The organism is Stenotrophomonas sp. K-6, assembly GCF_056861555.1.
The window spans coordinates 436,995-459,431 of sequence record NZ_JBSPUC010000002.1; the positions used below are offsets into that span (position 1 = coordinate 436,995).

Sequence of the window (22,437 nt, forward strand, 5' to 3'; positions counted from 1 at the left end):
ATTAGCGCTCTGCAATGGGGGCATGCGGCCCCCACTGCAAGTGCGTGGCCGCGATCAGGCGGCGGCGTCCTGGGCAAGCTTGCCACCGGCCTTGCGTTCGCGCGCGGCGCGGATGAAGCCGATGAACAGCGGGTGGCCCTCGCGCGGCGTGGACAGGAACTCCGGGTGCGCCTGGCAGGCCAGGAACCACGGGTGCTGGTCGCGCGGCAGCTCGATGACTTCCACCAGGGTGTCATCCATCGACTTGCCGGCGATCACCAGACCCGCATCTTCCAGCTGGGTGCGGTAACGGTTGTTGAACTCGTAACGGTGGCGGTGACGCTCGGACACCACGTCCTTGCCGTACAGCTCGCGGGCCAGGGTGCCCGGCTTCAGGCGCTGCTCCTGCAGGCCCAGGCGCATGGTGCCGCCCAGATCGCTCTTGTCGTCGCGCTTCTCGACATCGCCGGTGGCGGTGCGCCATTCGGTGATCAGGCCGATCACCGGGTTCGGCGACTGGCGGTCGTTCTCGGTGCTGTTGGCACCGTCCAGACCGGCCACGTGGCGGGCGAAATCGACCACTGCGGCCTGCATGCCGTAGCAGATGCCGAAGTACGGCACGCTCTGCTCGCGGGCGAACTGCGAGCTCAGCACCTTCCCTTCGAAGCCACGGTCGCCGAAGCCGCCCGGCACCAGGATGCCGTCGACATCCTTGAGCGCGGCCAGGTCGCTGTCTTCCAGCTCCTGTGCTTCCAGCCACTTCAGGTTGACCTTGGTGCGCTGGCGCAGGCCGCCGTGCTTGAGGGCCTCGCCGACCGACTTGTAAGCGTCCTGGTGATCGACGTACTTACCGACCACCGCGATGGTGACCTCGTCCAGCGGGTGCAGGGTGGCATCCACCGCCGCTTCCCACTCGGCCAGGTCGGCCGGGCCGGCCTTGTCGCCGAGCTTGAGCTGATTGATGACGATGTCATCCAGCCCCTGCGCGTGCAGGCCCATCGGGATGCGGTACAGCACGTCCACGTCCGGCACGCTGATCACGGCACGTTCGGAGACGTTGGTGAACTGGGCGATCTTGCGGCGCTCCGAATCCGGCACGACCTGCTCGGAACGGCACAGCAGCACGTCCGGCTGGATGCCGATCGAGCGCAGTTCCTTGACCGAGTGCTGGGTGGGCTTGGTCTTCAGCTCACCGGCGGCGGCGATGTACGGCACCAGGGTCAGATGCATGAACAGCGCCTTCTCCGGGCCGCGCTCGGTGCGCACCTGGCGGATCGCCTCTAGGAATGGCAGCGACTCGATGTCGCCCACGGTACCGCCGATCTCCACCAGCGCCACGTCGAAGCCTTCGGTGGCCTCGTCCATGCAGCGGCGGATTTCATCGGTGATGTGCGGGATGACCTGCACGGTGGCGCCGAGGTAGTCGCCGCGACGCTCCTTGCGGATCACGTTCTCGTAGATGCGGCCGGTGGTGACCGAGTTCTTGCGGCTCAGGCGGGTGCGCACGAAGCGCTCGTAATGGCCCAGGTCCAGGTCGGTCTCGGCGCCGTCATCGGTGACGTAGACCTCACCGTGCTGGAACGGGCTCATGGTGCCCGGGTCGACGTTGATGTACGGATCGAGCTTCATCATCGTCACCCGCAGGCCGCGGGCCTCGAGGATGGCGGCAAGCGACGCGGCGGCAATGCCTTTGCCGAGCGAGGACACTACGCCGCCGGTTACGAAGATCAAGGGAGTCATGGCTGGGGGTGTCCTGTCAGGAAGGGGGAAACGGCGCCGGCGCGCGGGGCGACGGACGACGTAAAGGGGGAAATCGGGACGATCCGGCTGGCCGCGGCATCTTCACGCGCCAAGGGCTGGATCAGGGGGGATACGGTGCGGGAGTGGGTCAGCGACGTCGGGTCAGCCGTGCCGGCCGCTGTCTGGACCGTCACCTCCTGCCTACCCTGCTGGCGATCGCGCACGATCAGGCCAGTCCATTCGCTGATGGATGACACGCACTACTCCCGGAAAGCCATAGTTTACAGATTGACGGCCTCCAGCCCAAGGGGCGGATGACGGTCTTCACATAAAAAGAAGAGCCCCGGCGCGATACCGGGGCTCATGTTGGATACTTTTTCAGATCCCCAGGTCTCTCTGGTGGAGAGCCCCCTTGGAGTTCAAGGGGGCGCGCCGACAGGCGCGGGGATGTGGAGGAGAGGGTGAGCGGGGCCCACGGTTTGCCGCGCAAACCGTGGGGAAGCGTCAGCGCGAAGCGCTTATCGCTTCTTCCGCGCTTCTTCTTCCTCTTCCTTCTGCGGGGCCTGCTCGCCCTTGGCCTTCATTTCGGCCGTGGCGGCGGCCCGGCGCTTGGCCTTGGCATCCGCCTCAGCCTGCGCCTTGTCGGCCTGTTCGCCCTGCTGCGGCGTGGGCTGGCCCTGTCCGGCGTTCTGCGCCAGTGCCATGGGCACGGCCACCACGGCGGCGGCGATGGCAACGATGGTCAGCAACTTCTTCATGGGGTGCTCCTCGCGGTATGGCATGGAATGGGGCGCCGGAGGGTCCGGTTTCCCATCGCAGACAGTCTATCGCGCCCCGGTCGGCCGCCCCCTGAACGTGTGGCGTGCAAAAAAGCCGTCCAGACCGCAAACTTCGCCGTCGCATTGCGCTTTATGAAGACAGATGAACGCCCGCTATAACGCCGCCGATATTGAAGTCCTGTCCGGCCTGGACCCGGTCAAGCGCCGCCCCGGCATGTACACCGACACCGCGCGCCCGAACCATCTGGCGCAGGAAGTCATCGACAATGCCGTCGACGAAGCCTTGGCCGGACACGCCCACACGGTCGAAGTCACGCTGTTCAAGGACGGCAGCTGCGAAGTCAGCGATGACGGCCGTGGCATGCCCGTGGACATCCACCCCGAGGAGAAGATCCCCGGCGTCGAACTGATCCTGACCCGCCTGCACGCGGGCGGCAAGTTCAACAACAAGAACTACACCTTCTCCGGCGGCCTGCATGGCGTTGGTGTCAGCGTGGTCAACGCGTTGTCCACCCTGGTCGAAGTGCATATCAAGCGCGACGGCAGCGAACACCGCATCACCTTCCGCAACGGCGACCGCGCCACCCCGCTGGAAGTGGTCGGCAGCGTCGGCAAGAAAAACACCGGTACCCGCGTGCGCTTCTGGGCCGATCCGAAGTACTTCGACACGCCCAAGTACAACCTGCGTGGGCTGCGTCACCTGCTGCGCGCCAAGGCCGTGCTGTGCCCGGGCCTGACCGTGAAGCTTCTCGATGAAGCCACCGGCGAGCAGGACACCTGGTACTACGAAGACGGCCTGAGCGATTACCTCAAGGCAGAACTGGGCGAGCGCGAGATGCTGCCGGCCGACCTGTTCGTGGGTCACCTGAAAAAAGAAAACGAGATCGTGGACTGGGCCCTGGCCTGGATCCCCGAGGGCGAACTGGTCCAGGAAAGCTACGTCAACCTGATCCCGACCGCCCAGCACGGCACCCACGCCAACGGCCTGCGTACCGGCCTGACCGAGGCGCTGCGCGAGTTCTGCGACTTCCGCAACCTGCTGCCGCGTGGCGTCAAGCTGGCCCCGGAAGATGTCTGGGACCGCGTGTCGTTCGTGCTGTCGCTGAAGATGACCGACCCGCAGTTCAGCGGCCAGACCAAGGAACGCCTGTCCTCGCGTCAGGCGGCCGGGTTCGTTGAAGGCGCCGCGCACGATGCCTTCAGCCTGCTGCTCAACCAGAACGTCGCATTGGGCGAGCAGATCGCGCAGCTGGCCATCGAACGCGCCAGTGCGCGCCTGAAGACAGAAAAGCTGGTGACCCGCAAGAAGGTCACCCAGGGCCCTGCCCTGCCCGGCAAGCTGGCCGACTGCATCAGCCAGGACCTGTCGCGCACCGAGCTGTTCCTGGTCGAAGGCGACTCCGCCGGCGGCAGCGCCAAGCAGGCGCGTGACAAGGACTTCCAGGCCATCCTGCCCCTGCGCGGCAAGATCCTCAACACCTGGGAAGTGTCCTCGGGCAGCGTGCTGGCCTCTGAGGAAGTGCATAACCTGGCCATCGCGATCGGCTGCGACCCGGGCAAGGAAGACATCGCCGGGCTGCGCTACGGCAAGGTCGTCATCCTGGCCGACGCCGACTCGGACGGCCTGCACATCGCAACCCTGCTGACCGCGCTGTTCCTCAAACACTTCCCGGCGCTGGTCGATGCCGGCCACGTGTTCGTGGCAATGCCGCCGCTGTTCCGTGTCGACGTGGGCAAGCAGGTGTTTTACGCCCTGGACGAGGAAGAGAAGCGCACGATGCTGGACAAGATCGAGCGGGAGAAGATCAAGGGCCAGATCAGCGTGACCCGCTTCAAGGGCCTGGGTGAAATGAACCCGCAGCAGTTGCGCGAGTCCACCATCCATCCCGATACGCGCCGCCTGGTGCAGCTGACCATCGATGACGGCGAGCAGACCCATTCGCTGATGGACATGCTGCTGGCCAAGAAGCGCGCCAGTGACCGCAAGGGCTGGCTGGAAAAGAAGGGCGATCTGGCTTCGCTGGAAGTCTGATCGGCCGGTCGTGACATTCCGGTCGGTTGTGCCATTGAAAAACCCGCCTTCGGGCGGGTTTTTTCTTGGGTTGCGTGGTGCGTGATGGCACGCAAGGCGTGCGACACGGCGCGCGAGCCGCTACCGTGGCCGCAGCTCGATCACAGGAACCCACATGCCGTTCGACCCGACCCTGCAGCTGGACAGCGCGCGCCTGGTACTAAGCCCGATCCGCGCGGCAGACGCCCAGGCGTTGTTCGCGATCCAGTCCGACCCGGCGGGCATGCGCTACTGGAACCACGCGCCCTGGACCGACCTCAAGCAGGCTTACGTGCAGATCCTCGACGATCTCGCCGCCCTGGACGCGGGCACGCAGCTCAAGCTGGCGATCCGTGAGCAGGCGGACGGGCCGCTGCTGGGCATCGTGGTGGTCTTTGCCATCGACGAGACGTCCAGGCGCGCGGAAATCGGGTATCACCTCGCTGTACACGCGCAGGGCAAGGGCTACATGCGCGAGGCGTTGTCACGGTTCGTGACGTACCTGTTCGACACCCTGCGCCTGCGTCGGCTGGAAGCGGAGATCGATCCACGCAATGTGCCCTCGGCGACGGTGCTGGAGCGACTCGGCTTCCAGCGCGAGGGGCTGCTGCGGGAACGCTGGCGGGTCGCCGGCGAGGTCTCCGATTCAGCCCTCTACGGCCTGCTGGTACGCGAGTGGCAGGATCGGGCCGACCCAGCGCCGCGTTAGAACCGGGGCGACGCAATTCTGCGTGTACCGGCCTGGCCCCGCCCTGTCGGGCACACTCGCTCCCACGAAAAAGCCCGCCTTCCGGCGGGCTTTTCGATGTTCAACCGTGCAGACCGATCAGGCCCAGCCGAACATTTCAAACAGACGCAGGATCAGGTACGCACACCCGCCGGCAGCCGGGATGGTCAGGATCCACGCCCACACGATCCGCTCGATCACGCCGAAGCGCAGCGAACGCGGGTTCTTGGCGAAGCCCACGCCCATGATCGCGGTAGAGATGCTGTGGGTGGTCGAGACCGGCATGCCGAAGTGCGCCGCCACGGTCAGGATCGTGGCCGAGCTGGTTTCCGCCGCGAAGCCATGGATCGGGTGCAGCTTGACCATCTTGTGGCCCAGCGTCTTGATGATCTTCCAGCCACCCGACGCGGTACCGGCCGCCATCACCACGGCGCAGGTCAGCACGATCCACATCGCGATGCCATCACCGGCGCTTGCATCCGGGTGCATGAAGGCCAGCCAGGACGGCAGGTCGTTCAGCGCACCGGTCGCCTCGGCACCGATCAGGGTCATGGCGATGATGCCCATGGTCTTCTGCGCATCGTTGTGGCCGTGGGCGAAGCCCATGTAGGCCGCCGACACGATCTGCGCCTTGCCGAAGAACGCATTGACGATGCGCGGGCGGGCCAGACGGCCCAGGAAGCCACCGATCTTGGCCATGCCCGCGATCAGGCCCCACAGCAGCAGCATCACCGCGATGCCGAGCAGGAAGCCGGCGATCGGCGAGGTGATCATCGGCAGGAACACCTTCCACAGCAGGCCCTTGTTCTGGGCCCAGGTGCCGATGCGCTCGGACCAGATCAGGGCATCCCAGTTGTTGTGGGCGGCGGCCAGGCCGGCGCCGCACAGGCCGCCGATCAGGGCGTGCGAGGACGAGGACGGCAGCCCTTTCCACCACGTGATCAGGTTCCAGATGATGCCGCCCAGCAGCGCACACAGGATCACCTGCGGGGTCACATCGACCACATTGGTGTTGAGCAGGCCCGAGGCGATGGTCAGCGCGACGGCGGTGCCGGTCAGCGCGCCGATCAAGTTCATGAACGCGGCGAGCATCACCGCCCAGCCGGGCGAGAGCACTTTGGTCGCCACCACGGTGGCGATGGAGTTGGCGGTGTCGTGGAAGCCGTTGATGAACTCGAAAACGAGCGCGGCCAGGATCACCACCAGGACAAGGGTCAGCATGCTGTGGCGTCCGTCAGCTGTTCTTCAAGACGATCTGGTAGGCCACCACGCCGGCCTCGCGGCAACGATCGATGGCCTTTTCCAGGATCTCGAAGAATTCCTTGAGCAGGAACATCTGCAGGCTGTCCAGGCGGCCGGAGTAGATGTCGCGGTACAGCTCGAGCATCAGCCGGTCGGCTTCGTTTTCCAGCGAGCGCAGCTTCTCATTGAGCGCGGTCATCCGGTCCAGGTTCATGTGGCGCAGGTCGTTGACCATCTCCACCACCACGCTGGCCGCCTGTTCCAGCATCGCCGCGCGCGGCGCGAAATCGATGTGCTCCAGGTGCTGGGTGGCCAGCGAATAGCGATCAGCGAACTTCTCGATCTGCTTGGGAATCTTGTACAGCGCCGAGCCCAGCGCTTCGATGTCTTCGCGCTCGATCGGGGTCATGAAGCTGTCGACCAGCGCCTGGCTGATCTTGTCCGAGGCCGCGCGCTCGCGCAGGCGGGCCAGCTTGAAGGCGTCCAGCGCCGGCTGGCGGTCCGCTTCGCGCAGCATGGAGTGCAGCGCCTTGGAACTGTCCTGGGCGGCTTGGGCAGCCTCGTCCAGCAGGGTGTAGAACTGTTTGCCGGAGCCAAAAATGGTCTGCAGAGAGAACATTGAGAAACCTATTCGCCGTCGAGGAAGGACGGCACCGGGCGGAATTATGACGGTTTGATGTCTGTTCCGGGTACTCCCCCCCTTCTTCACGCTGGGACCGCCCCGTCTGAACGACTCTGTTTACCCCCCTGCCCCGGCCTTTTGTTAAGATGCGCGGGCACCTTCGGGTGCACTCTATGGACGACGACCCTTACCCCCCGCCGCACCGCCGCGCTTACGCGCCCTCCGGTAGCCGACATCGCTTGAACACGCCCTCCCTGCCACCAACCGGGGAAGTCGCCCGTGTTTGAACTGATTATTGTCCTCGCCCTGATCCTGCTCAACGGCTTCTTCGCCATGTCCGAGATGTCGGTCATGACCTCGCGCAAGAGCCGCCTCAAGCAGATGGCGGGCTCCAGCAAGCGCGCCGAGCGTGCGCTGGCCCTGTCCGAGAAGCCGGAGAGCTTCCTGTCCACGGTCCAGATCGGCATCACCCTGATCGGCATCCTGACCGGCGTGTTCGGCGGTGAGGCGATCGGCCTGGCCATCGCCGAGTGGCTGCATGGCATCGTCCCGGCCTTTGCGTACTCCAGCGAGGTCGGCAAGGCGCTGGCGGTCGCCCTGATCACCTTCCTGACGCTGATCTTCGGCGAACTGGTCCCCAAGCGGTTGGCGATCACCCGCTCGGAGGACATCGCCGGGCTGGTTGCATGGCCGATGGGCTGGCTCTCCCGGATCGCGTTCCCGGCGGTGTGGCTGCTCTCGCACAGCACCCGGCTGGTGTTGCGCGTGCTTGGCCTGGGCAAGGACGAGGCGGCCTCGGTGACCGAAGAAGAGATCCGCATGCTGGTGGCCGAGAGCCACGAGGCCGGCGTGATCGATGCCCATGAGCGCGACATGATGAATCGCGTCATGCGCCTGGGCGACCGTACTGCCGACAGCCTGATGACCCCGCGCAACCGGATTGCGTGGCTGGATACCGCGGCCGACCCGGAAAAGAACCTGGCCACCATGCGCGAGAACGAGTTCTCGCGTTACCCGGTGTTCCGCGACAATGACCAGGACATCGTCGGCGTACTGGAGGTCAAGAGCCTGGTGACCCGCCTGGTACGCGATGACCATTCGCTGTTCCAGAACCTGCGCGAGCCGCTGTACGTTTCAGAGTCCACCCACGCGATGAAGCTGCTGGAGATCTTCCGCGAGGAACAGCAGTCGATGGCCTTGGTGGTGGACGAATACGGCGAGATCCAGGGCCTGGTTACCATCAGCGACCTGATGGGCGCGGTGGTCGGCCGCCTGCAGTCGGTGGAGAACGTGGACGAGGACGCGCTGGTCGTCACCCGCGAGGACGGCTCGTTCCTGGTCGATGGCTCGCTCTCGATCGAGGACCTGCGCGAACTGATGGGCAACGCCGAGTTGCCCGATGCCGACGATGGCGACTACTACACGCTGGCCGGCATGTGCATCCACTATTTCGGCCGCATCCCGCATGCGGGTGAGTACTTCGACTGGGCCGGCTGGCGCATCGAGATCGTGGATCTCGACGGCGCCCGTGTCGACAAGCTGCTGCTGCGCACCCTGAGCGAAGACGAAACCGATGACATCACCGGCTGAGCCGACCCCGCCGGACCCGACGCGGCCGCAGTACCGCAACGAGGGTATCCGTACCCTGCTGGCGATGTTCGACCACGGGGATCCGGAGGAACGGCTGCTGCTCGGTCAGATCCTGCAGAACCTGCAGCAGAGCGCGTTCGGTGTGTTCCTGTTCGTGGCGATCCTGCCGGCCTTCATCCCGATCCCGGGCCTCGGCGGTGCGGTCAGTGGACCGCTGGTGGTGCTGATCGGCGCGCAGATGCTGTGCGGCATGCGCCGGCCCTGGCTGCCCGGCTTCATCAGCAACCGCGGGCCCAAGCGCGGGACAATGCATCGGTTCCTTGAACGGATCAACGGACCGTTGCGGCGGCTGGACCGCCTGCTCAAGCCGCGGATGCCGGCGCTGCTGGTACCGCTGCCGGCGCACGCCTTCAGCGGCCTGCTGCTGATCCTGATCGGCGTGCTGTTGTCGCTGCCGATCCCGCTCACCAACTATCTGTTCGGCTTCCAGTTGCTGCTGTTCGCGTTGGCGCTGCTTGAGCGAGATGGCGTGCTGATGCTGCTCAACTGGATCGGCGCGGTGGCTGCCGTGTTGTTCTTCGGCTTCAGTTCGGGGCAGCTGGTGGGCTATACGGTGGATCTGTTCCAGCGCTGGTTTGGCTGAGCAAGCGGGGCCGCGTCGAGCGCGGGGAACGGCTGACGGAGCGAAGCAAGGCAAGAGACGACGTCAACAAAAACGGCGCTGCCCCATGTCGGGGCAAGCGTCGTTCTTGCGGAGCGAACAGCATCGGGCGCGTGGCCGATGCGTTGAACCTGCTTAAACGCCGGGCTTGAGATCCACCGTGCCAGTGTCGGACATCGCGCCCGGATTATCGGTCACCGCCGACAGCACGAAATACAGTGCCTTGCCGAGCAGGCCGCCGGGGCCATCCCAGTACTCGGCCGATTCGGCGCTGACGTGGATCAGGCGCAGGTTCGGGTCGTCCTTGCCGCCGGGGAAGAAGACCTTCATCGCCGGCGACCAGAGTTCGTCGATCTTGGCCCGGTCATGGACCACGCGCGCGGTGCCCGAGACCGACACATAGGTGTTGCCCGACGGCGAAGCGTAGGCCACGTTGACGCGCGGGTTGGCGGTGATTTCCGCGATCTTCGGGCTGTCAGCCCCGGTGGCGAACCACAGGTCGCCATCGAATTCGACTTCCTGGGTGCCCAGCGGACGGCTGAACAAGCGCCCGTCCGCACCGACCGTGGTGAACATCGCGATGTCCACATCGCGGATCAGTTCGGCCAGTTGTTTGATGTGCTGCTGGCGATCATGTTCGGCCATGAGGTGGCTCCTGTAAGGGGAGCCCCCATCACAGCCGATCGGCGGCTACGGCGACGTGAACCGCGCGGTCACGCCTTCTTCGCACGGCGCGCCGATGTCACACCTGCAGCGCGCGCCAAGCCTGCATCGCCAGCCCGAACGAGCGCTTGCGCGCGGCGTGGTCGTAGATGTTGGCCGTGACCAGCACTTCATCCGGCTTGTGCCGAGCCACGAACGCGGCAAGGCCTTCCTGCACCTGCTGCACGTCGCCGACCACCGCACAGGCCAGTGCGCTCTGCACACCGGCCTTTTCGTGCGGCTGCCAGAAGGCTTCGATGTTGTCGATCGGCGGCGGAATCAGACCCGGCAGGCCACGACGCAGATTGACGAAACTCTGCTGCTGGGTGGTGAACAGACGCTTGGCCTGGGCTTCGGAATCGCTGGCGACCACGTTCAGGCCCAGCACCGCATAAGGCGCATCAAGATATTGCGAGGCGCGGAATTCGCGACGGTAGACCGCCAGCGCTTCATCCATCGCGTCCGGCGCAAAGTGCGAGGCGAACGCGAACGGCAGCCCCATCGCCGCCGACAGCCGCGCACTGAACAGACTCGAACCCAGCAACCACACCGGCACCGGAATGCCCGCGCCGGGCACGGCGCGAACCGCCTGGCCCTTCTGGGCCGGCTCGAAGTAATGCAGCAGCTCGCGCACGTCCTGCGGGAACTGATCAGCACTGTCGAAGTAACGACGCAGTGCGCGGGCGGTGGGCTGATCGGTGCCGGGCGCGCGGCCCAGGCCAAGATCGATGCGATCCGGATACAGCGAGGCCAGCGTGCCGAACTGCTCGGCGACCTGCAGCGGCGAGTGGTTGGGCAGCATGATGCCGCCGGCACCGACGCGGATGCGCTTCGTGCCCCCGGCCACATGGCCGATCAGTACCGCGGTGGCGGCGCTGGCGATGCCGGGCGTGTTGTGGTGCTCGGCCAGCCAATAGCGGTGGAAGCCCCAACCTTCGGCGTGCTGGGCCAGGTCCAGCATGTTGGCGAAGGCCTGCGTGGTGTCGCTGCCTTCGCAGACCGGCGCCAGATCAAGAATCGACAGCTGCATCATGAATGCTCGTTCCAACCAGGAGATATCCCACTGAGATGGGGCTGTCCGGCCGGTTTGCCACCGTCCACAAGGCGCAGATGGCAAGACGCTGATTTCTGTCTCGCGACGATTCAGGACAATCAGCGCCGTGAAGACGGCTCAGGCGGCGCCGGCGTCCTGGTCGACCAGCGGCTGCAGGGCCGGATCCAGCGCCACGCGCTCGTCGAAGACGAAGCAGCGGCCGTCATAGCCCTCACCACCCACGGCCTCGAAATAGCCCAGAATGCCGCCGTCCAGCTGCAGGACGTTGTCCATGCCGTCGTTGCGCATCCACAGCGCCGCCTTCTCGCAGCGGATGCCGCCGGTGCAGAAGCTGACCACCGTGCTGTCCTTGAGCGCCTCGCGGTGCGGGGCCAGGGCTTCGGGCAGATCGGTAAACTTGGTGATCGGCAGCACCAGTGCGTCCTGGAAGGTGCCGTACTCGATCTCCTGGGTATTGCGCGTATCCAGCATCACCACCGGCTTGCCGGCGTCGTCGTGCCCCTGGCGCAGCCAGCGCTGCACCGTGACCGGGTCGATCGACGGCGCGCGTGGGTAGGCCAGCGGCTGGCCGTCGTCGATGCGGAAACTGATGATCTCCGGCTTGACCTTGGCCTTGAGCCGGGCGAACGGCTGCATGTGGCTGTAGCTGGTCTTCACGCGCAGCCCGGCAAACCGCGCATCCGCGCGCAGGGCGGCGTAGAAGCCGTCGATCGCCGGCTCGGCGCCGGCCAGGAACAGGTTGATGCCCTCGCCCGCCACCAGGATCGTGCCACGCAACTGCGCGGCGGTTGCCCGCTCCAGCAGGAGCGCACACAGCGCGTCCGGGTCGGCGACGGGGGTGAAGTGGTAGGCGGCGGTATTGGCGATCATCCCGCCATTTTAGCCGCTGGGCAGGCGCTACGCCTGAGCGGCGCTGGAATCAGCCGCGCAGCAGCACGAACGGCAGCAGCACCAGTGCGGTCGCGACGGCCATGCCGAGCAGCACCGCCACCACGAACACCGGGCGACGCCGGATCAGGCTGCCGAAGGTCTCGGCGGTGCCGTCGCGCAGCGCGGCCTCACGCTCACCGCGGACGCGTTCGCCGCGTGCCTGCTGGTACTCGCCCATCAGGTCCTTGGCCCGAGGGTGATCAGCGTCATCGCGGACCCAGATCCCGCCAAAGGAAATCCCCCAGGGGCTGGGCTCGGTGCGGTAGTGGGCGATGCCCGCCTTGTCCAGCAGGGCGGTGACATCCTGGATTTCATCGTCCGCGACATTGCGCAGGTTGAGCAGCAGTTTCGACATGCGCCCATGATAGCGCCCGGCGATGCGCTACCCTTGCGTCCCCCGTTTTCTGGATCCGGAGCCCGCCCATGCGCCGTCTGCCGCGTTACCTGCTCGCCCCCCTGATGTTGTCGCTGCTGGCCGCCTGCACCCCGCCCGGCCCGCCGCCCGGTGGCAGCATCGCGCAGTTCGAGAAAATCGATACCCAGCCGGGCACCGGCGCCGAGGCCACGCCCGGCAGCAAAGTGACCGTGCACTACACCGGGTGGATCTACGACGAGCGCACCGCCGACAAGCATGGCGACAAGTTCGACAGCTCGGTCGACCGCGGCGAGCCCTTCACCTTCAACCTCGGCCAGGGCCAGGTCATCAAGGGCTGGGACGAAGGCTTCGCCGGGATGAAGGTGGGCGGCAAGCGCACACTGATGATTCCGGCCGAGTACGGCTACGGCGCGCGTGGCGCCGGGCCGATCGCACCGAATTCCTCGCTGGTGTTCGATGTCGAACTGCTCGACGTCAAGCCGCGTTGATCCTGCCTGCATGAGCATTGCCCTGGACACCCCACCACGCCGGGTCGCGATCATCGGCGGCGGCCCCGCCGGCCTGATGGCCGCCGAAACCGTGCGCGCCGCCGGCCACGCCGTCGATCTGTACGAGGCCAAGGGTTCGCCCGGCCGCAAGTTCCTGATCGCCGGCAAAGGCGGCCTCAACCTGACCCACTCCGATGCGCGCGACGTGTTCGTTTCGCGCTACCGCGAGCGCGCGGACGCGGTGGGCGGCTGGCTGGCCGATTTCGATGGTGAGGCGCTGCGTTCCTGGGCGCTGGCGTTCGGCGTGGAAACCTATGTGGGCAGTTCGGGACGTGTGTTCCCGGTCGACCGCAAGGCCGCGCCCCTGCTGCGCGGCTGGGTGCGCCGGCTGAAGGAACAGGGGGTGCGTTTCCACGTTCAGCACCGCTGGACCGGCTGGGATGACGCGGGCGCGCTGCGCTTTGAGACGCCCGAGGGCACGACCACGATCACGGCCGATGCGGTGGTGTTCGCGCTCGGCGGTGGCAGCTGGCCGGAGCTGGGCTCGGACGGTGCGTGGGTCGCGCCGATGACCGCCACCGGCATCGACATCGCCCCGCTGAAGCCGGCCAACTGCGGCTTCGACATCGGCTGGACGGCCTATTTCAGCGAGCGCCAGGCCGGTGCCCCGCTCAAGCCGGTGGTGGCGCACTGGACCGATCTGCAGGGTCAGCCGCGCTCGCTGCAGGGCGAGTGCGTGATCACCGCGACCGGTATCGAGGGCAGTCTGATCTATGCGCTGTCGGCGGATCTGCGCGACAGCCTGGCCCGCGACGGCCAAGTGACGCTGCAGCTGGACCTGTTGCCGGGCCAGACCGAAGCGCAGGTACTTGAGAAGCTGCAGAAGCCGCGACAGGGCCGCAGTTTCGGCGAAGTCCTTCGCCGCCAGCTCGGGTTGAGCGGCGTGAAGTCGGCCCTGCTGTTCGAGGTGCTGGGCCGCGAGGCCGGGCAATTGCCGCTGGACCAGATCGCGCATGCGCTCAAGCGGCTGCCTCTGGCTCTGCAGCGACCGCGTCCCATCGATGAAGTGATCAGCACGGCAGGTGGCGTACGCCTGGAAGCGCTGGATGCACAGTTGATGCTGCGCGGATGCCCAGGCACGTTCTGCGCCGGCGAGATGCTGGACTGGGAAGCGCCGACCGGCGGCTATCTGCTGACCGCGTGCTACGCCAGTGGGCTGCGCGCCGGGCGTGGCGTGGTGGCGTGGTTGACGCAGGCGTAGACAGCGAGATGCCGGCCAGCGGCCGGCACTATCAGTAACGCGCCCTGACGGGCGCTCGGCGCGTGCCGCGCGCAGCATCGAGGTAGTGCCGGCCGCTGGCCGGCATCAACGCCTGCGCTGCATCCGCACCGAGGCGAGCGACACGCCGCTGGGGTGTGGGTAGCTTTCCTCGCGCAACGCCTCAAAGCCACAGCGACGATAGAACGGGACCGCATTGAGCGAGGCCGACAGCACCAGCGGCCGCGCCGGATCCGCCAGCGCCTCCATGGCCTGCATCACGGTCAGGCCGATGCCACGGCCACCGCAGTCGGGATCGACGAACAGCGCATCGATCTCGTTGCCGGCCAGATCGATCACGCCATAGCCCAGCAGCACGCCGTCAGTGTCTTCGGCGATCACACAGCCACCGGCCGCCAACAGCGCGCGATAGTGTTGCGGCGGCGGTGAGGCCGACCACGGCGCGATCACCTCCGGGGGATAGGCCGCGCTGCACAGTTCACGCACACAGCGCGTGCGCAGCACCCACAGCGCGTCGGCCTCATCGGCACGTCCCACACGCAGTTGAACGGTACGCTCTCTACTCATCGCGACTTGCTCGTCCGCAGCGCCTGGATGCGCGCCGGTGGCTGGAACGAATCACTTCGCGCATCCGCCCAGTAATCGTGGAAGACCGCGTGGTCCGGCACTTTGCGCAGCAGCTCGCCCGGCGACAGATAGCGGTACAGCGAGGCCAGTGAGCGGATCTCCACCGGCGAGACGCGGCGCAGGATGTGCTCCGGGCCCAGCTCGGCGGGATCGTTCAAGCCGGCCGCACACAGCAGGTCGCGCAGCGCGCGCAGGGTGTTCTCGTGGTAGCTGTGCACGCGCGTGGCCTTGTCGGCCGCGTCCAGGTGACGCCAGCGATGCGGGTTCTGCGTGGCGATGCCGGTCGGGCATTTATCGCTGTGACAGCTCAGCGACTGGATGCAGCCCAGCGCGAACATGAAGCCACGTCCGGCATTGCACCAGTCCGCGCCCAGTGCGATGGTGCGTGCGATCTCGAAGGCACTGGTGACCTTGCCCGCCGCACCCACACGGATGCGATCGCGCAGGTCCAGCCCGACCAGAGTGTTGTGCACCAGCAACAGCGCTTCGTGCATCGGCACACCCACGTGGTCGATGAACTCGGCCGGCGCCGCACCGGTGCCGCCCTCGGCGCCATCGACCACGATGAAATCCGGCAGCAGCCCGGTTTCCTGCATCGCCTTGGCGATACCGAACCACTCCCAGGGATGGCCGATGGCCAGCTTGAACCCGACCGGCTTGCCGCCGGACAGCTCCCGCAGCCGCGCGACGAACTGCAGAAGTTCCACCGGCGTGTTGAACGCACTGTGCTTGGAGGGCGATACGCAATCCACCCCCATCGGCACGCCCCGGGTGATCGAAATCTCTTCGCTTACTTTCGCCGCCGGCAGCACGCCGCCGTGGCCTGGCTTGGCGCCCTGCGAGAGCTTGATCTCGATCATCTTGACCTGATCATGGGTGGCGTTGGCGACGAACTTCGCTTCGCTGAAACCGCCCTTGTCGTCGCGGCACCCGAAGTAACCCGAGCCGATTTCCCAGACCAGGTCGCCGCCCATCTCACGGTGATAGGGCGAGATCGAGCCTTCGCCGGTGTCGTGATAGAAGCTGCCGCGGCGCGCGCCTTCGTTGAGGGCGCGGATCGCGTTGGCCGACAGCGAACCAAAGCTCATCGCCGAGATGTTGAACACACTGGCCGAATACGGCTTGGCACAGTTCGGGCCGATCTGGATGCGGAAATCGTGGTGGCCGATCTCGGTCGGCGCCAGCGAATGGTTGATCCACTCGTAGTCCACCGCATACGTGCTGCGCAGCGTGCCGAACGGCACCACGTCCATCTCGTTCTTGGAGCGCTGGTAGATCAGGGCGCGTTGCTGGCGCGAGAACGGCACGTCCTCCAGATCGCTCTGCACGAAATACTGGCGGATTTCCGGCCCGATCGATTCCAGCCCGTAACGGAAGTGGGCCATCACCGGGTAGTTGCGCCGCAGTGTGCTGCGCTTCTGCAGCATATCCCAGGTGCCCAGCACTGCCAGCAACGCGGTCACGCCGACGCCCCAATACCAGGCGGGCCAGATCGTGGCCAACCACACGCAGACCGGCAACAACAGGATGGCGAGCAGATACGCGAGATAGCGATGCATGGCTTTCCTCAATCAATAGCTGCCCCGGAGTCTACAGGCGGTCGTCCACCACTTCCCGGGGCCATACGGATTTGACGTCGTACACCACGCCCTGCGGCTTGAGCAGCGCGCGCACCTGCGCCGCATCGAAGGCACGGAAACTGTCATGCGCCACCGCCAGCACCACCGCGTCATAGCCGCCGGCATCGGGCGCGGCGACCCACCGTACGTCGGCATCGGCAAGCGCCGCCGGTCCGACCCACGGATCCTGCACGTCTACCTGCGCTCCGGTGGCCTGCAGGCGCTGCGCCAGCTCCAGCGCGCGGCTGTTACGCAGGTCCGGGCAGTTCTCCTTGAAGGTCACGCCCAGCACCAGGACGCGTGCCTGGGCGATGGCGATGTTGCGCGATGCCAGCAGCGCCAGCACGCGTTGTGCGACGTGCTCGCCGACGCGGTTGTTGACCTGGCGCGCAGTGTGGATGAGATCAGGGTGATACCCCATGCTCTCGGACTTGTGCAGCAGATAGTACGGATCCACCCCGATGCAGTGGCCGCCGACGAGGCCGGGGCGGAACGGCAGGAAGTTCCACTTGCTGCCCGCCGCAGCCAACACGTCCTGGGTATCGATGCCGAGCCGATCGAAGATCAGCGCGAGTTCGTTGACCAAGGCAATGTTGACGTCGCGCTGGATGTTTTCGATCACCTTGGCCGCTTCGGCCACGCGGATCGAGGGCGCCGGCCAGGTCCCGGCGGTGATGATGCGTTGGTACAGCGCATCCACCACGGCCGCCGCCTCGGGCGTTGAGCCGGAGGTGATCTTGCGGATGTCCGGCAGCCGGCGCTCGCGGTCGCCCGGGTTGATCCGCTCCGGGCTGTAACCGCAGTAGAAATCTTCGTTGAAGCGCAGCCCCGATCCAGCCTCCAGCAAGGGCACGCAGACTTCCTCGGTGGTGCCGGGGTACACGGTGGATTCGTAGATCACCAGATCGCCCGGCGCCAGCAGCCCGGCGATCAGCGTGCTGGCACTGCGCAGGGGCCCCAGATCGGGCTGCTCATGCGCATCGATCGGCGTCGGCACGGTCACGATGTAGACGTTGCACCCGGCCAGATCCGAGGGGTCGGCGCTGTAGCGCGCATGCACGGCGGCAGCGAGTTCGTCGGCATCCAGCTCGAGCGTGTGGTCATGCCCACGCTGCAGCTCGGCGACGCGCGCCTGGTCGATGTCATAGCCCAGGATCGGCTGCTGCTGGCCAAAGGTCACCGTCAATGGCAGCCCGACGTACCCAAGCCCGATCACACCGATGTGCGGCGTTGCCGATGCGGAAATGGCGCGCGTCATCGCCGCGCTCCATGCAGCGGAACCGGGCCGGCGATCAGGCGGGGCGTCATCAGGGAGGGCTTCATGCGATACAGGCGCCGGGGTACAGGTGATGCAAGCCTAACGCGCCGGCCCCTGCCCCACAAAGAACAAAGCCGCCGCCCGCGGAGAGTACGGACGACGGCCAAAGAAATAATGGTCCAGCTGCGGTTACTACCCTTTCAGACAGCCTCCAAGGGCAAACCCCGCAAGACTGGTCACAGCTGGTAGATACAGAATAGGTCGGCAACCGTGATCGTTGTGTTACGGACAACGTTGATTTGCGTTACGAACCCAACGTTACCGCCGCCGGTTCCAGTTCACCGGAGACGCCGGTCCATGCATCAAGCAGCGCTGCGAATCCAGTAGGCGCCGCCGCGTCCACCGAGGACCGCAACGCAAAGCCTTCCCATGGCAGGTCGATCAACCGCACCAGTGCGTCCGGTTCTACCGCCGCGGACGCCATCGTCCAGCGTGCGAAATGCCGCGCACCTACCTCGCCGCGGGCCAGCTCACGAAGTCCTTGATGGATGCGCGCGTTGAGCACGCGCTGGAACACCGAATCCACGCCGTCTTCCGGGCCTTCGAAGTACTGCAGGAACCGACGGCCGTCGAACATGAGCACGCCGGTCACCCCCGCCACTTTGTTGAACCCCGTTGCCGCACGCAGAATCTGATCAATGTCAGACGTCTCGATTCCTTCGATAGCGTCGCTGACGTAAGCGACCGCATGCAGCGGCATGAAGGCTTTCCTTGGTGAACCCAACCTGACTATGCCATGAAGCCAACGCAGAGTGTAGACACCGTTACTCCGGCGCCTTTACCTCGAATCCCCGCGCGCGCAGCTGCTCCAGATACCCCCCCGGGGAAACCAGCGATGACACCGGGACGGTGGCAAAGGTCACTGCATTGCGCCCCAGCGCATCGCTCGCGATGCCCAGCCACTTGCGCTGCGCCTGGGCGTCCACGTCGCTCAGGCCGCGGCGGCGACCGAACGCGCTGTTGGCGACCGCATCCACACAGGCGGCGTACTGCCCTTCCACGGCCAGCCGCTGCAACGCCTCGACATCCCCCACCGACCAGGCATTGGCGCGTTCGGCCAGCAGCGGCAGCCCGTGTTCGACCACATCCAGCGTGCGGCGGAAGCACTCCAGGTCCTGCAGTGCCGTACCGCGCACTTCCTTGAGCGCTTGCCGGGGATCGGCGATCTTGATTTCGACCCGGGTCTGCACCGGTTTCAGACCGTGCGCTTTGGCGGCCTTCTCCACCACCTTGGACACCGGCGAGGAACGGCCCAGGCCGACATCCTTCAGCGCAGCGGCGTAGAGCTGGGTGGCCGCCACCAGCGGACGATCCTTTTCGATGCCACCATCGCGACCGATATGGCGCTGTTTGAGCTGTGCCCAGCGCGCGTACAGATCCGGCGGCAGCACCTCGCGCAACGTGCGCCCGTCCGGATCGCGGGCGGCCTTCAACGCCGAAGGCACCAGCGTCAGCCGACCGAAGAAGCCGACATCGGCATCCAATCCCCAGCCAGGCGAGCCGAGCACTTCCTGCGCACTGCCGATCACGGCCTGCACCTCGTCGGCCCGCCACTCCAGCTTGGCCGGCAGCGGTGACACCGTGCCAAGAATCCACAGCGTGTGGCCGGCGCTGTTGCGGACCTGCCACATGCCCGGGCCAGGCTGTTCACCGGAGACCACCACCGGGGCCATATCGATCACGTCCCCCGCCGGGGGCACCGTCGTCTGCGCCCGTACCGCGCCGCTCAGCAGCAGCCCCATGCTCAACATCAGTGCTGTCCGTGCACGTACCGAGTTCGCCATATCACGTGTCCTTGTCCGGGATGGTGCGCAGCGTAGGGCGGCGCGAAAGGAAATGCGTAAAGTTTGCGTTGCCCGGACCATGTCTCCCCGCAGCGGGAACGAACGAGGGCAGCCCCATGGCTGCCCCCGCGTCATCGGCGCTCACCTTGACCAGGCGAGCGGCCCGGTCAGAACTCGCGCCAATCGCCGTCGACCGTCGCCGCCGGCACCTGCCGCAGCGGGGTCACCGTAGCGCGGCCGGGACGCGGCTGGGCGGACGCCGGCACCGATGCCTTCAGTGACGAGGCAGCGCCACGCGCGGCCATCGGCTGCGTCTGTACGCCGCCCTGGGTCGCCAGGCGGAAGCGCGCTACCGCGCCGGTCAGGGCAATGGCCTGCTCCTCCATCGAGCGCGCTGCAGCCGTTGCCTCTTCCACCAGCGCCGCGTTCTGCTGGGTGGTTTCGTCCAGCTGCACCACCGTCTGGCTGACCTGCTCGATGCCGGCCGACTGCTCCTGCGACGCGGCCGAAATCTCGGCCATGATGTCGGTGACCTTTTGCACCGAGGTGACGATCTCGGTCATGGTCACGCCGGCCTTGTCGACCAGGCCCGCACCGATGGCCACCTTGTCCACCGAGTCCTCGATCAGCTCCTTGATCTCCTTGGCCGCACCGGCCGAGCGCTGCGCCAGCGTGCGCACTTCACTGGCGACCACCGCAAAGCCCCTGCCCTGCTCCCCGGCGCGTGCCGCTTCCACCGCAGCATTCAAGGCCAGGATATTGGTCTGGAACGCGATGCCGTCGATCACCGTGATGATGTCGGCGATCTTCTTGGACGAGGCCTCAATGCCGCGCATCGTGACCACCACGTCCTGCACCACCTGGCCCCCTTCGGAGGCCACCGCACCGGCGCCGATCGCCAGCTGATTGGCCTGGCGGGCATGCTCGGCGTTCTGGCGCACGGTCGAGGTCAGCTCCTCCATCGAAGCCGCCGTCTCCTCCAGGTTGGCAGCCTGCTGCTCGGTGCGACGGGACAGGTCGTTGTTGCCGCTGGCGATTTCCACCGCGGCGGTATTGATGCTGCCCGCCGCCACCTGGATGCTGCCGATGATGCCGGTCAGCTGGCCGACCGTGGTATTGGCATCGTCGCGCATCCGGGCAAACACCCCCTGGAACTGGCCTTCCATGCGCACAGTGAGGTCACCCGCCGCAATCGCCTTGAGCAGTTCCGAAAGCTGGCGAAGATTCTCGTCGCTGATCTGCATCATCGTGTTCAGGCGCTCGATCATCACCTTGAACTCGTGATCGAAGGCGGCGGCATCGCCACGCTGGCTGAAATCACCCGCCGCAGCCGCAGAGGCCAACCGGTGGATCTGGCCGTTGATCGCCGCCAGATTCTGCTTGGTGATGGACATCGCTTCGGTGAAGCGCGCCTTGTCACCCGGCAGCGCTTCCAGATCCTCGGCCAGATCGCCGACCGCATAGTTGCGCACCACATCAATGATCTTCTGGGTCAGCTCGATGCTGCTGCCTACCAGTGCGTTCGTGCCGCTGGCGATTCGACCGAAATCACCCGGGAAGGCCGAGGCATCGATACGGTAGGCCAGTTCACCCAGATCATGACGATGCGCCATCTCCTGCTGTGCGGCGGAGAAGGCGCGCAGGCGCTGGGTCATCGCATCCATGCTGGCAAGCAGCTGCCCGGTTTCATCCCGGCTGGTGTTGCCGACCGTGGTATCGAAACGACCGTCGGCAATCGACCGGGAGACATCCATCGCGCGCCGCAACGGCCCCACCAGGCTGCGCGTGATCAACCAGGCCAGCAACCCACCCGCTACCAGGGCCACCAAGGCGAAGGTGATCAACAGGCTGCGTGAGGTCTGGATGGATGCGTTGACGATCGCCGCGCTTTCGGCGTTGCGACGCTCCTGCAGCTCCACCGCCGCCTGGATGGCTGCAGAGCGGGCCGCCATCAACGGCTCGGCCTCGCCGTAGAGCAGGCTGATCGCCGCCACATCATCATTGGCGGTGGCCCGCTCGATGATCTGGTTGTGCGCTGCCACTGCCGCATCCTGCGCGTCCCGGATCGCCTGCTTGGCCTGCATGCCTTCGGCATTGTGGGGGATCGCGTCCAGGTCCTCACGCGCTTTGGCGTAGGCAGCGCGGGTCTGCTGGATCCGCTCCAGGATCGCCGGGCCGTTCGCTTCGCCGTCCAGAATCAGATCGCGCAGGTTGCGCTCGTTCTGGTAATTGCTGCCGCGCATGGTGGTGAGCAGCGACATCTTTTTGCCGTTCGTTTCAATCTCGCTCACTTGTTGGCCGATCCGGGCGGCCTGGTAAAGCGCCAGCGAGGATGAGGAAATCAGCAGAATCAGAAGAATCCCGAAGCCCACGGCGAGCTTGCTGCCGACACGCATGTGTTTGAAGTAGTCCATTTCGTTGCATCCGCTATATCGTCACGTAGTGACACCGGAACCCAATGACGGCGTCACGATTAATAGCTTGAGTCAATGATTTACCGTGGCGAACAGCCCATTCCGTGATCGAATACCGATGAGTTTTCTTATTTTCTGCGCTGTTCGCGAGCACCCCGCCAAAGTTCCGGCAGTGCGCGTGATGGGCGACGTTTTGCTGCACAGCAACAACCTGTTGTCGATCCGCACGACGCGCCAATGGACCGTCGCTGTGACGCCCGTCGCGGCGATTATCTGAGACAAAATCGCCGCCGACATCTCGTTTCTGTGACCGAGTACCGAAATCGGGGCCACGCATCCATCCGCCTGCGTACGTCACCCCGTGACGGCAACGCCACTCTGATGGTGTCGATAATCGTGATCTGCGTAGGCGCCTGCGGTTGCATCACCGGACGGAGCGCACGCGTGGCCGCAGCG

Annotated in this window: 21 protein-coding genes; 7 read left to right on the plus strand and 14 right to left on the minus strand. The window is 66.0% G+C overall.

Annotated elements, in window-relative coordinates; translation table 11 throughout:
* Positions 1-54: 54 nt before the first annotated feature.
* Together AC13F7_RS07385 and AC13F7_RS07390 are read right to left on the minus strand one after the other, a co-directional pair.
* Entirely contained in the window at positions 55-1,719 is a 1,665-nt protein-coding gene (locus AC13F7_RS07385) for a CTP synthase (RefSeq protein ID WP_482999725.1), read from the minus strand.
* Positions 1,720-2,237: 518 nt separating this feature from the next.
* The gene (locus tag AC13F7_RS07390; RefSeq protein WP_088433184.1) at positions 2,238-2,477 is read right to left on the minus strand and encodes a hypothetical protein; all 240 of its coding nucleotides are present in this window, start codon (positions 2,475-2,477) and stop codon (positions 2,238-2,240) included.
* A gap of 163 nt (positions 2,478-2,640) precedes the next feature.
* Between AC13F7_RS07390 and parE the strand changes: the two genes are divergently transcribed.
* Positions 2,641-4,530, plus strand: a complete 1,890-nt coding sequence (parE, locus tag AC13F7_RS07395) for a DNA topoisomerase IV subunit B (RefSeq protein ID WP_102788297.1) — start codon at positions 2,641-2,643, stop codon at positions 4,528-4,530.
* A gap of 154 nt (positions 4,531-4,684) precedes the next feature.
* A complete protein-coding gene (locus AC13F7_RS07400) occupies positions 4,685-5,257 on the plus strand; it encodes a GNAT family N-acetyltransferase (protein WP_482999726.1) in 573 nt (190 codons plus the stop codon).
* 117 nt (positions 5,258-5,374) lie between these two features.
* On the opposite strand, the gene AC13F7_RS07405 is transcribed toward AC13F7_RS07400, so the two are convergent.
* Positions 5,375-6,496, minus strand: coding sequence for an inorganic phosphate transporter (locus AC13F7_RS07405; protein ID WP_482999727.1), 1,122 nt, complete (start codon positions 6,494-6,496; stop codon positions 5,375-5,377).
* Between the two features lie 13 nt (positions 6,497-6,509).
* Positions 6,510-7,136 carry a DUF47 domain-containing protein gene (locus AC13F7_RS07410; RefSeq protein ID WP_121041743.1) on the minus strand — a complete coding sequence of 209 codons (627 nt, stop codon included), beginning with the start codon at positions 7,134-7,136 and terminating at the stop codon, positions 6,510-6,512.
* Between the two features lie 282 nt (positions 7,137-7,418).
* Between AC13F7_RS07410 and AC13F7_RS07415 the strand changes: the two genes are divergently transcribed.
* Together AC13F7_RS07415 and AC13F7_RS07420 are read left to right on the plus strand one after the other, a co-directional pair.
* Positions 7,419-8,729: a hemolysin family protein gene (locus tag AC13F7_RS07415; protein WP_319208135.1), complete on the plus strand. Its 1,311-nt coding sequence runs from the start codon at positions 7,419-7,421 to the stop codon at positions 8,727-8,729.
* Entirely contained in the window at positions 8,713-9,372 is a 660-nt protein-coding gene (locus AC13F7_RS07420) for an exopolysaccharide biosynthesis protein (RefSeq protein ID WP_482999728.1), read from the plus strand. Before AC13F7_RS07415 ends, AC13F7_RS07420 begins: the two co-directional genes overlap by 17 nt.
* Before the next feature lie 153 nt (positions 9,373-9,525).
* On the opposite strand, the gene AC13F7_RS07425 is transcribed toward AC13F7_RS07420, so the two are convergent.
* The 4 genes from AC13F7_RS07425 to AC13F7_RS07440 all read right to left on the minus strand — a co-directional run bounded on the left by AC13F7_RS07425 (position 9,526) and on the right by AC13F7_RS07440 (position 12,431).
* Complete coding sequence (locus AC13F7_RS07425) at positions 9,526-10,035, minus strand: pyridoxamine 5'-phosphate oxidase family protein (protein ID WP_482999729.1); 510 nt, start codon at positions 10,033-10,035, stop codon at positions 9,526-9,528.
* Between the two features lie 97 nt (positions 10,036-10,132).
* Positions 10,133-11,125 carry an LLM class flavin-dependent oxidoreductase gene (locus AC13F7_RS07430; RefSeq protein ID WP_482999730.1) on the minus strand — a complete coding sequence of 331 codons (993 nt, stop codon included), beginning with the start codon at positions 11,123-11,125 and terminating at the stop codon, positions 10,133-10,135.
* Positions 11,126-11,263: 138 nt separating this feature from the next.
* Entirely contained in the window at positions 11,264-12,016 is a 753-nt protein-coding gene (locus tag AC13F7_RS07435) for a sulfurtransferase (RefSeq protein ID WP_481470102.1), read from the minus strand.
* Positions 12,017-12,065: 49 nt separating this feature from the next.
* Positions 12,066-12,431: a DUF6164 family protein gene (locus AC13F7_RS07440; protein WP_481470103.1), complete on the minus strand. Its 366-nt coding sequence runs from the start codon at positions 12,429-12,431 to the stop codon at positions 12,066-12,068.
* 68 nt (positions 12,432-12,499) lie between these two features.
* On the opposite strand from AC13F7_RS07440, the gene AC13F7_RS07445 reads away from it, so the two are divergent.
* Both AC13F7_RS07445 and AC13F7_RS07450 read left to right on the plus strand, forming a co-directional pair.
* Positions 12,500-12,940 carry an FKBP-type peptidyl-prolyl cis-trans isomerase gene (locus AC13F7_RS07445; protein WP_265310094.1) on the plus strand — a complete coding sequence of 147 codons (441 nt, stop codon included), beginning with the start codon at positions 12,500-12,502 and terminating at the stop codon, positions 12,938-12,940.
* Positions 12,941-12,950: 10 nt separating this feature from the next.
* The gene (locus tag AC13F7_RS07450) at positions 12,951-14,201 is read left to right on the plus strand and encodes a TIGR03862 family flavoprotein (protein ID WP_482999731.1); all 1,251 of its coding nucleotides are present in this window, start codon (positions 12,951-12,953) and stop codon (positions 14,199-14,201) included.
* Between the two features lie 105 nt (positions 14,202-14,306).
* On the opposite strand, the gene AC13F7_RS07455 is transcribed toward AC13F7_RS07450, so the two are convergent.
* The 6 genes from AC13F7_RS07455 to AC13F7_RS07480 all read right to left on the minus strand — a co-directional run bounded on the left by AC13F7_RS07455 (position 14,307) and on the right by AC13F7_RS07480 (position 21,981).
* Positions 14,307-14,786 (minus strand): GNAT family N-acetyltransferase, encoded by a 480-nt coding sequence (locus AC13F7_RS07455; protein WP_482999732.1) that lies wholly within the window; start codon positions 14,784-14,786, stop codon positions 14,307-14,309.
* Complete coding sequence (locus tag AC13F7_RS07460) at positions 14,783-16,405, minus strand: FMN-binding glutamate synthase family protein (protein ID WP_482999733.1); 1,623 nt, start codon at positions 16,403-16,405, stop codon at positions 14,783-14,785. Before AC13F7_RS07460 ends, AC13F7_RS07455 begins: the two co-directional genes overlap by 4 nt.
* 31 nt (positions 16,406-16,436) lie before the next feature.
* Positions 16,437-17,723 carry a nucleotide sugar dehydrogenase gene (locus AC13F7_RS07465; RefSeq protein ID WP_482999734.1) on the minus strand — a complete coding sequence of 429 codons (1,287 nt, stop codon included), beginning with the start codon at positions 17,721-17,723 and terminating at the stop codon, positions 16,437-16,439.
* 304 nt (positions 17,724-18,027) lie between these two features.
* Positions 18,028-18,483: a BLUF domain-containing protein gene (locus AC13F7_RS07470; RefSeq protein ID WP_482999735.1), complete on the minus strand. Its 456-nt coding sequence runs from the start codon at positions 18,481-18,483 to the stop codon at positions 18,028-18,030.
* Between the two features lie 64 nt (positions 18,484-18,547).
* Complete coding sequence (locus tag AC13F7_RS07475; protein ID WP_482999736.1) at positions 18,548-19,525, minus strand: TraB/GumN family protein; 978 nt, start codon at positions 19,523-19,525, stop codon at positions 18,548-18,550.
* A gap of 209 nt (positions 19,526-19,734) precedes the next feature.
* Complete coding sequence (locus tag AC13F7_RS07480) at positions 19,735-21,981, minus strand: methyl-accepting chemotaxis protein (RefSeq protein ID WP_482999737.1); 2,247 nt, start codon at positions 21,979-21,981, stop codon at positions 19,735-19,737.
* 118 nt (positions 21,982-22,099) lie between these two features.
* Between AC13F7_RS07480 and AC13F7_RS07485 the strand changes: the two genes are divergently transcribed.
* Entirely contained in the window at positions 22,100-22,258 is a 159-nt protein-coding gene (locus tag AC13F7_RS07485) for a hypothetical protein (protein ID WP_481470112.1), read from the plus strand.
* Positions 22,259-22,437 lie beyond the last annotated feature (179 nt).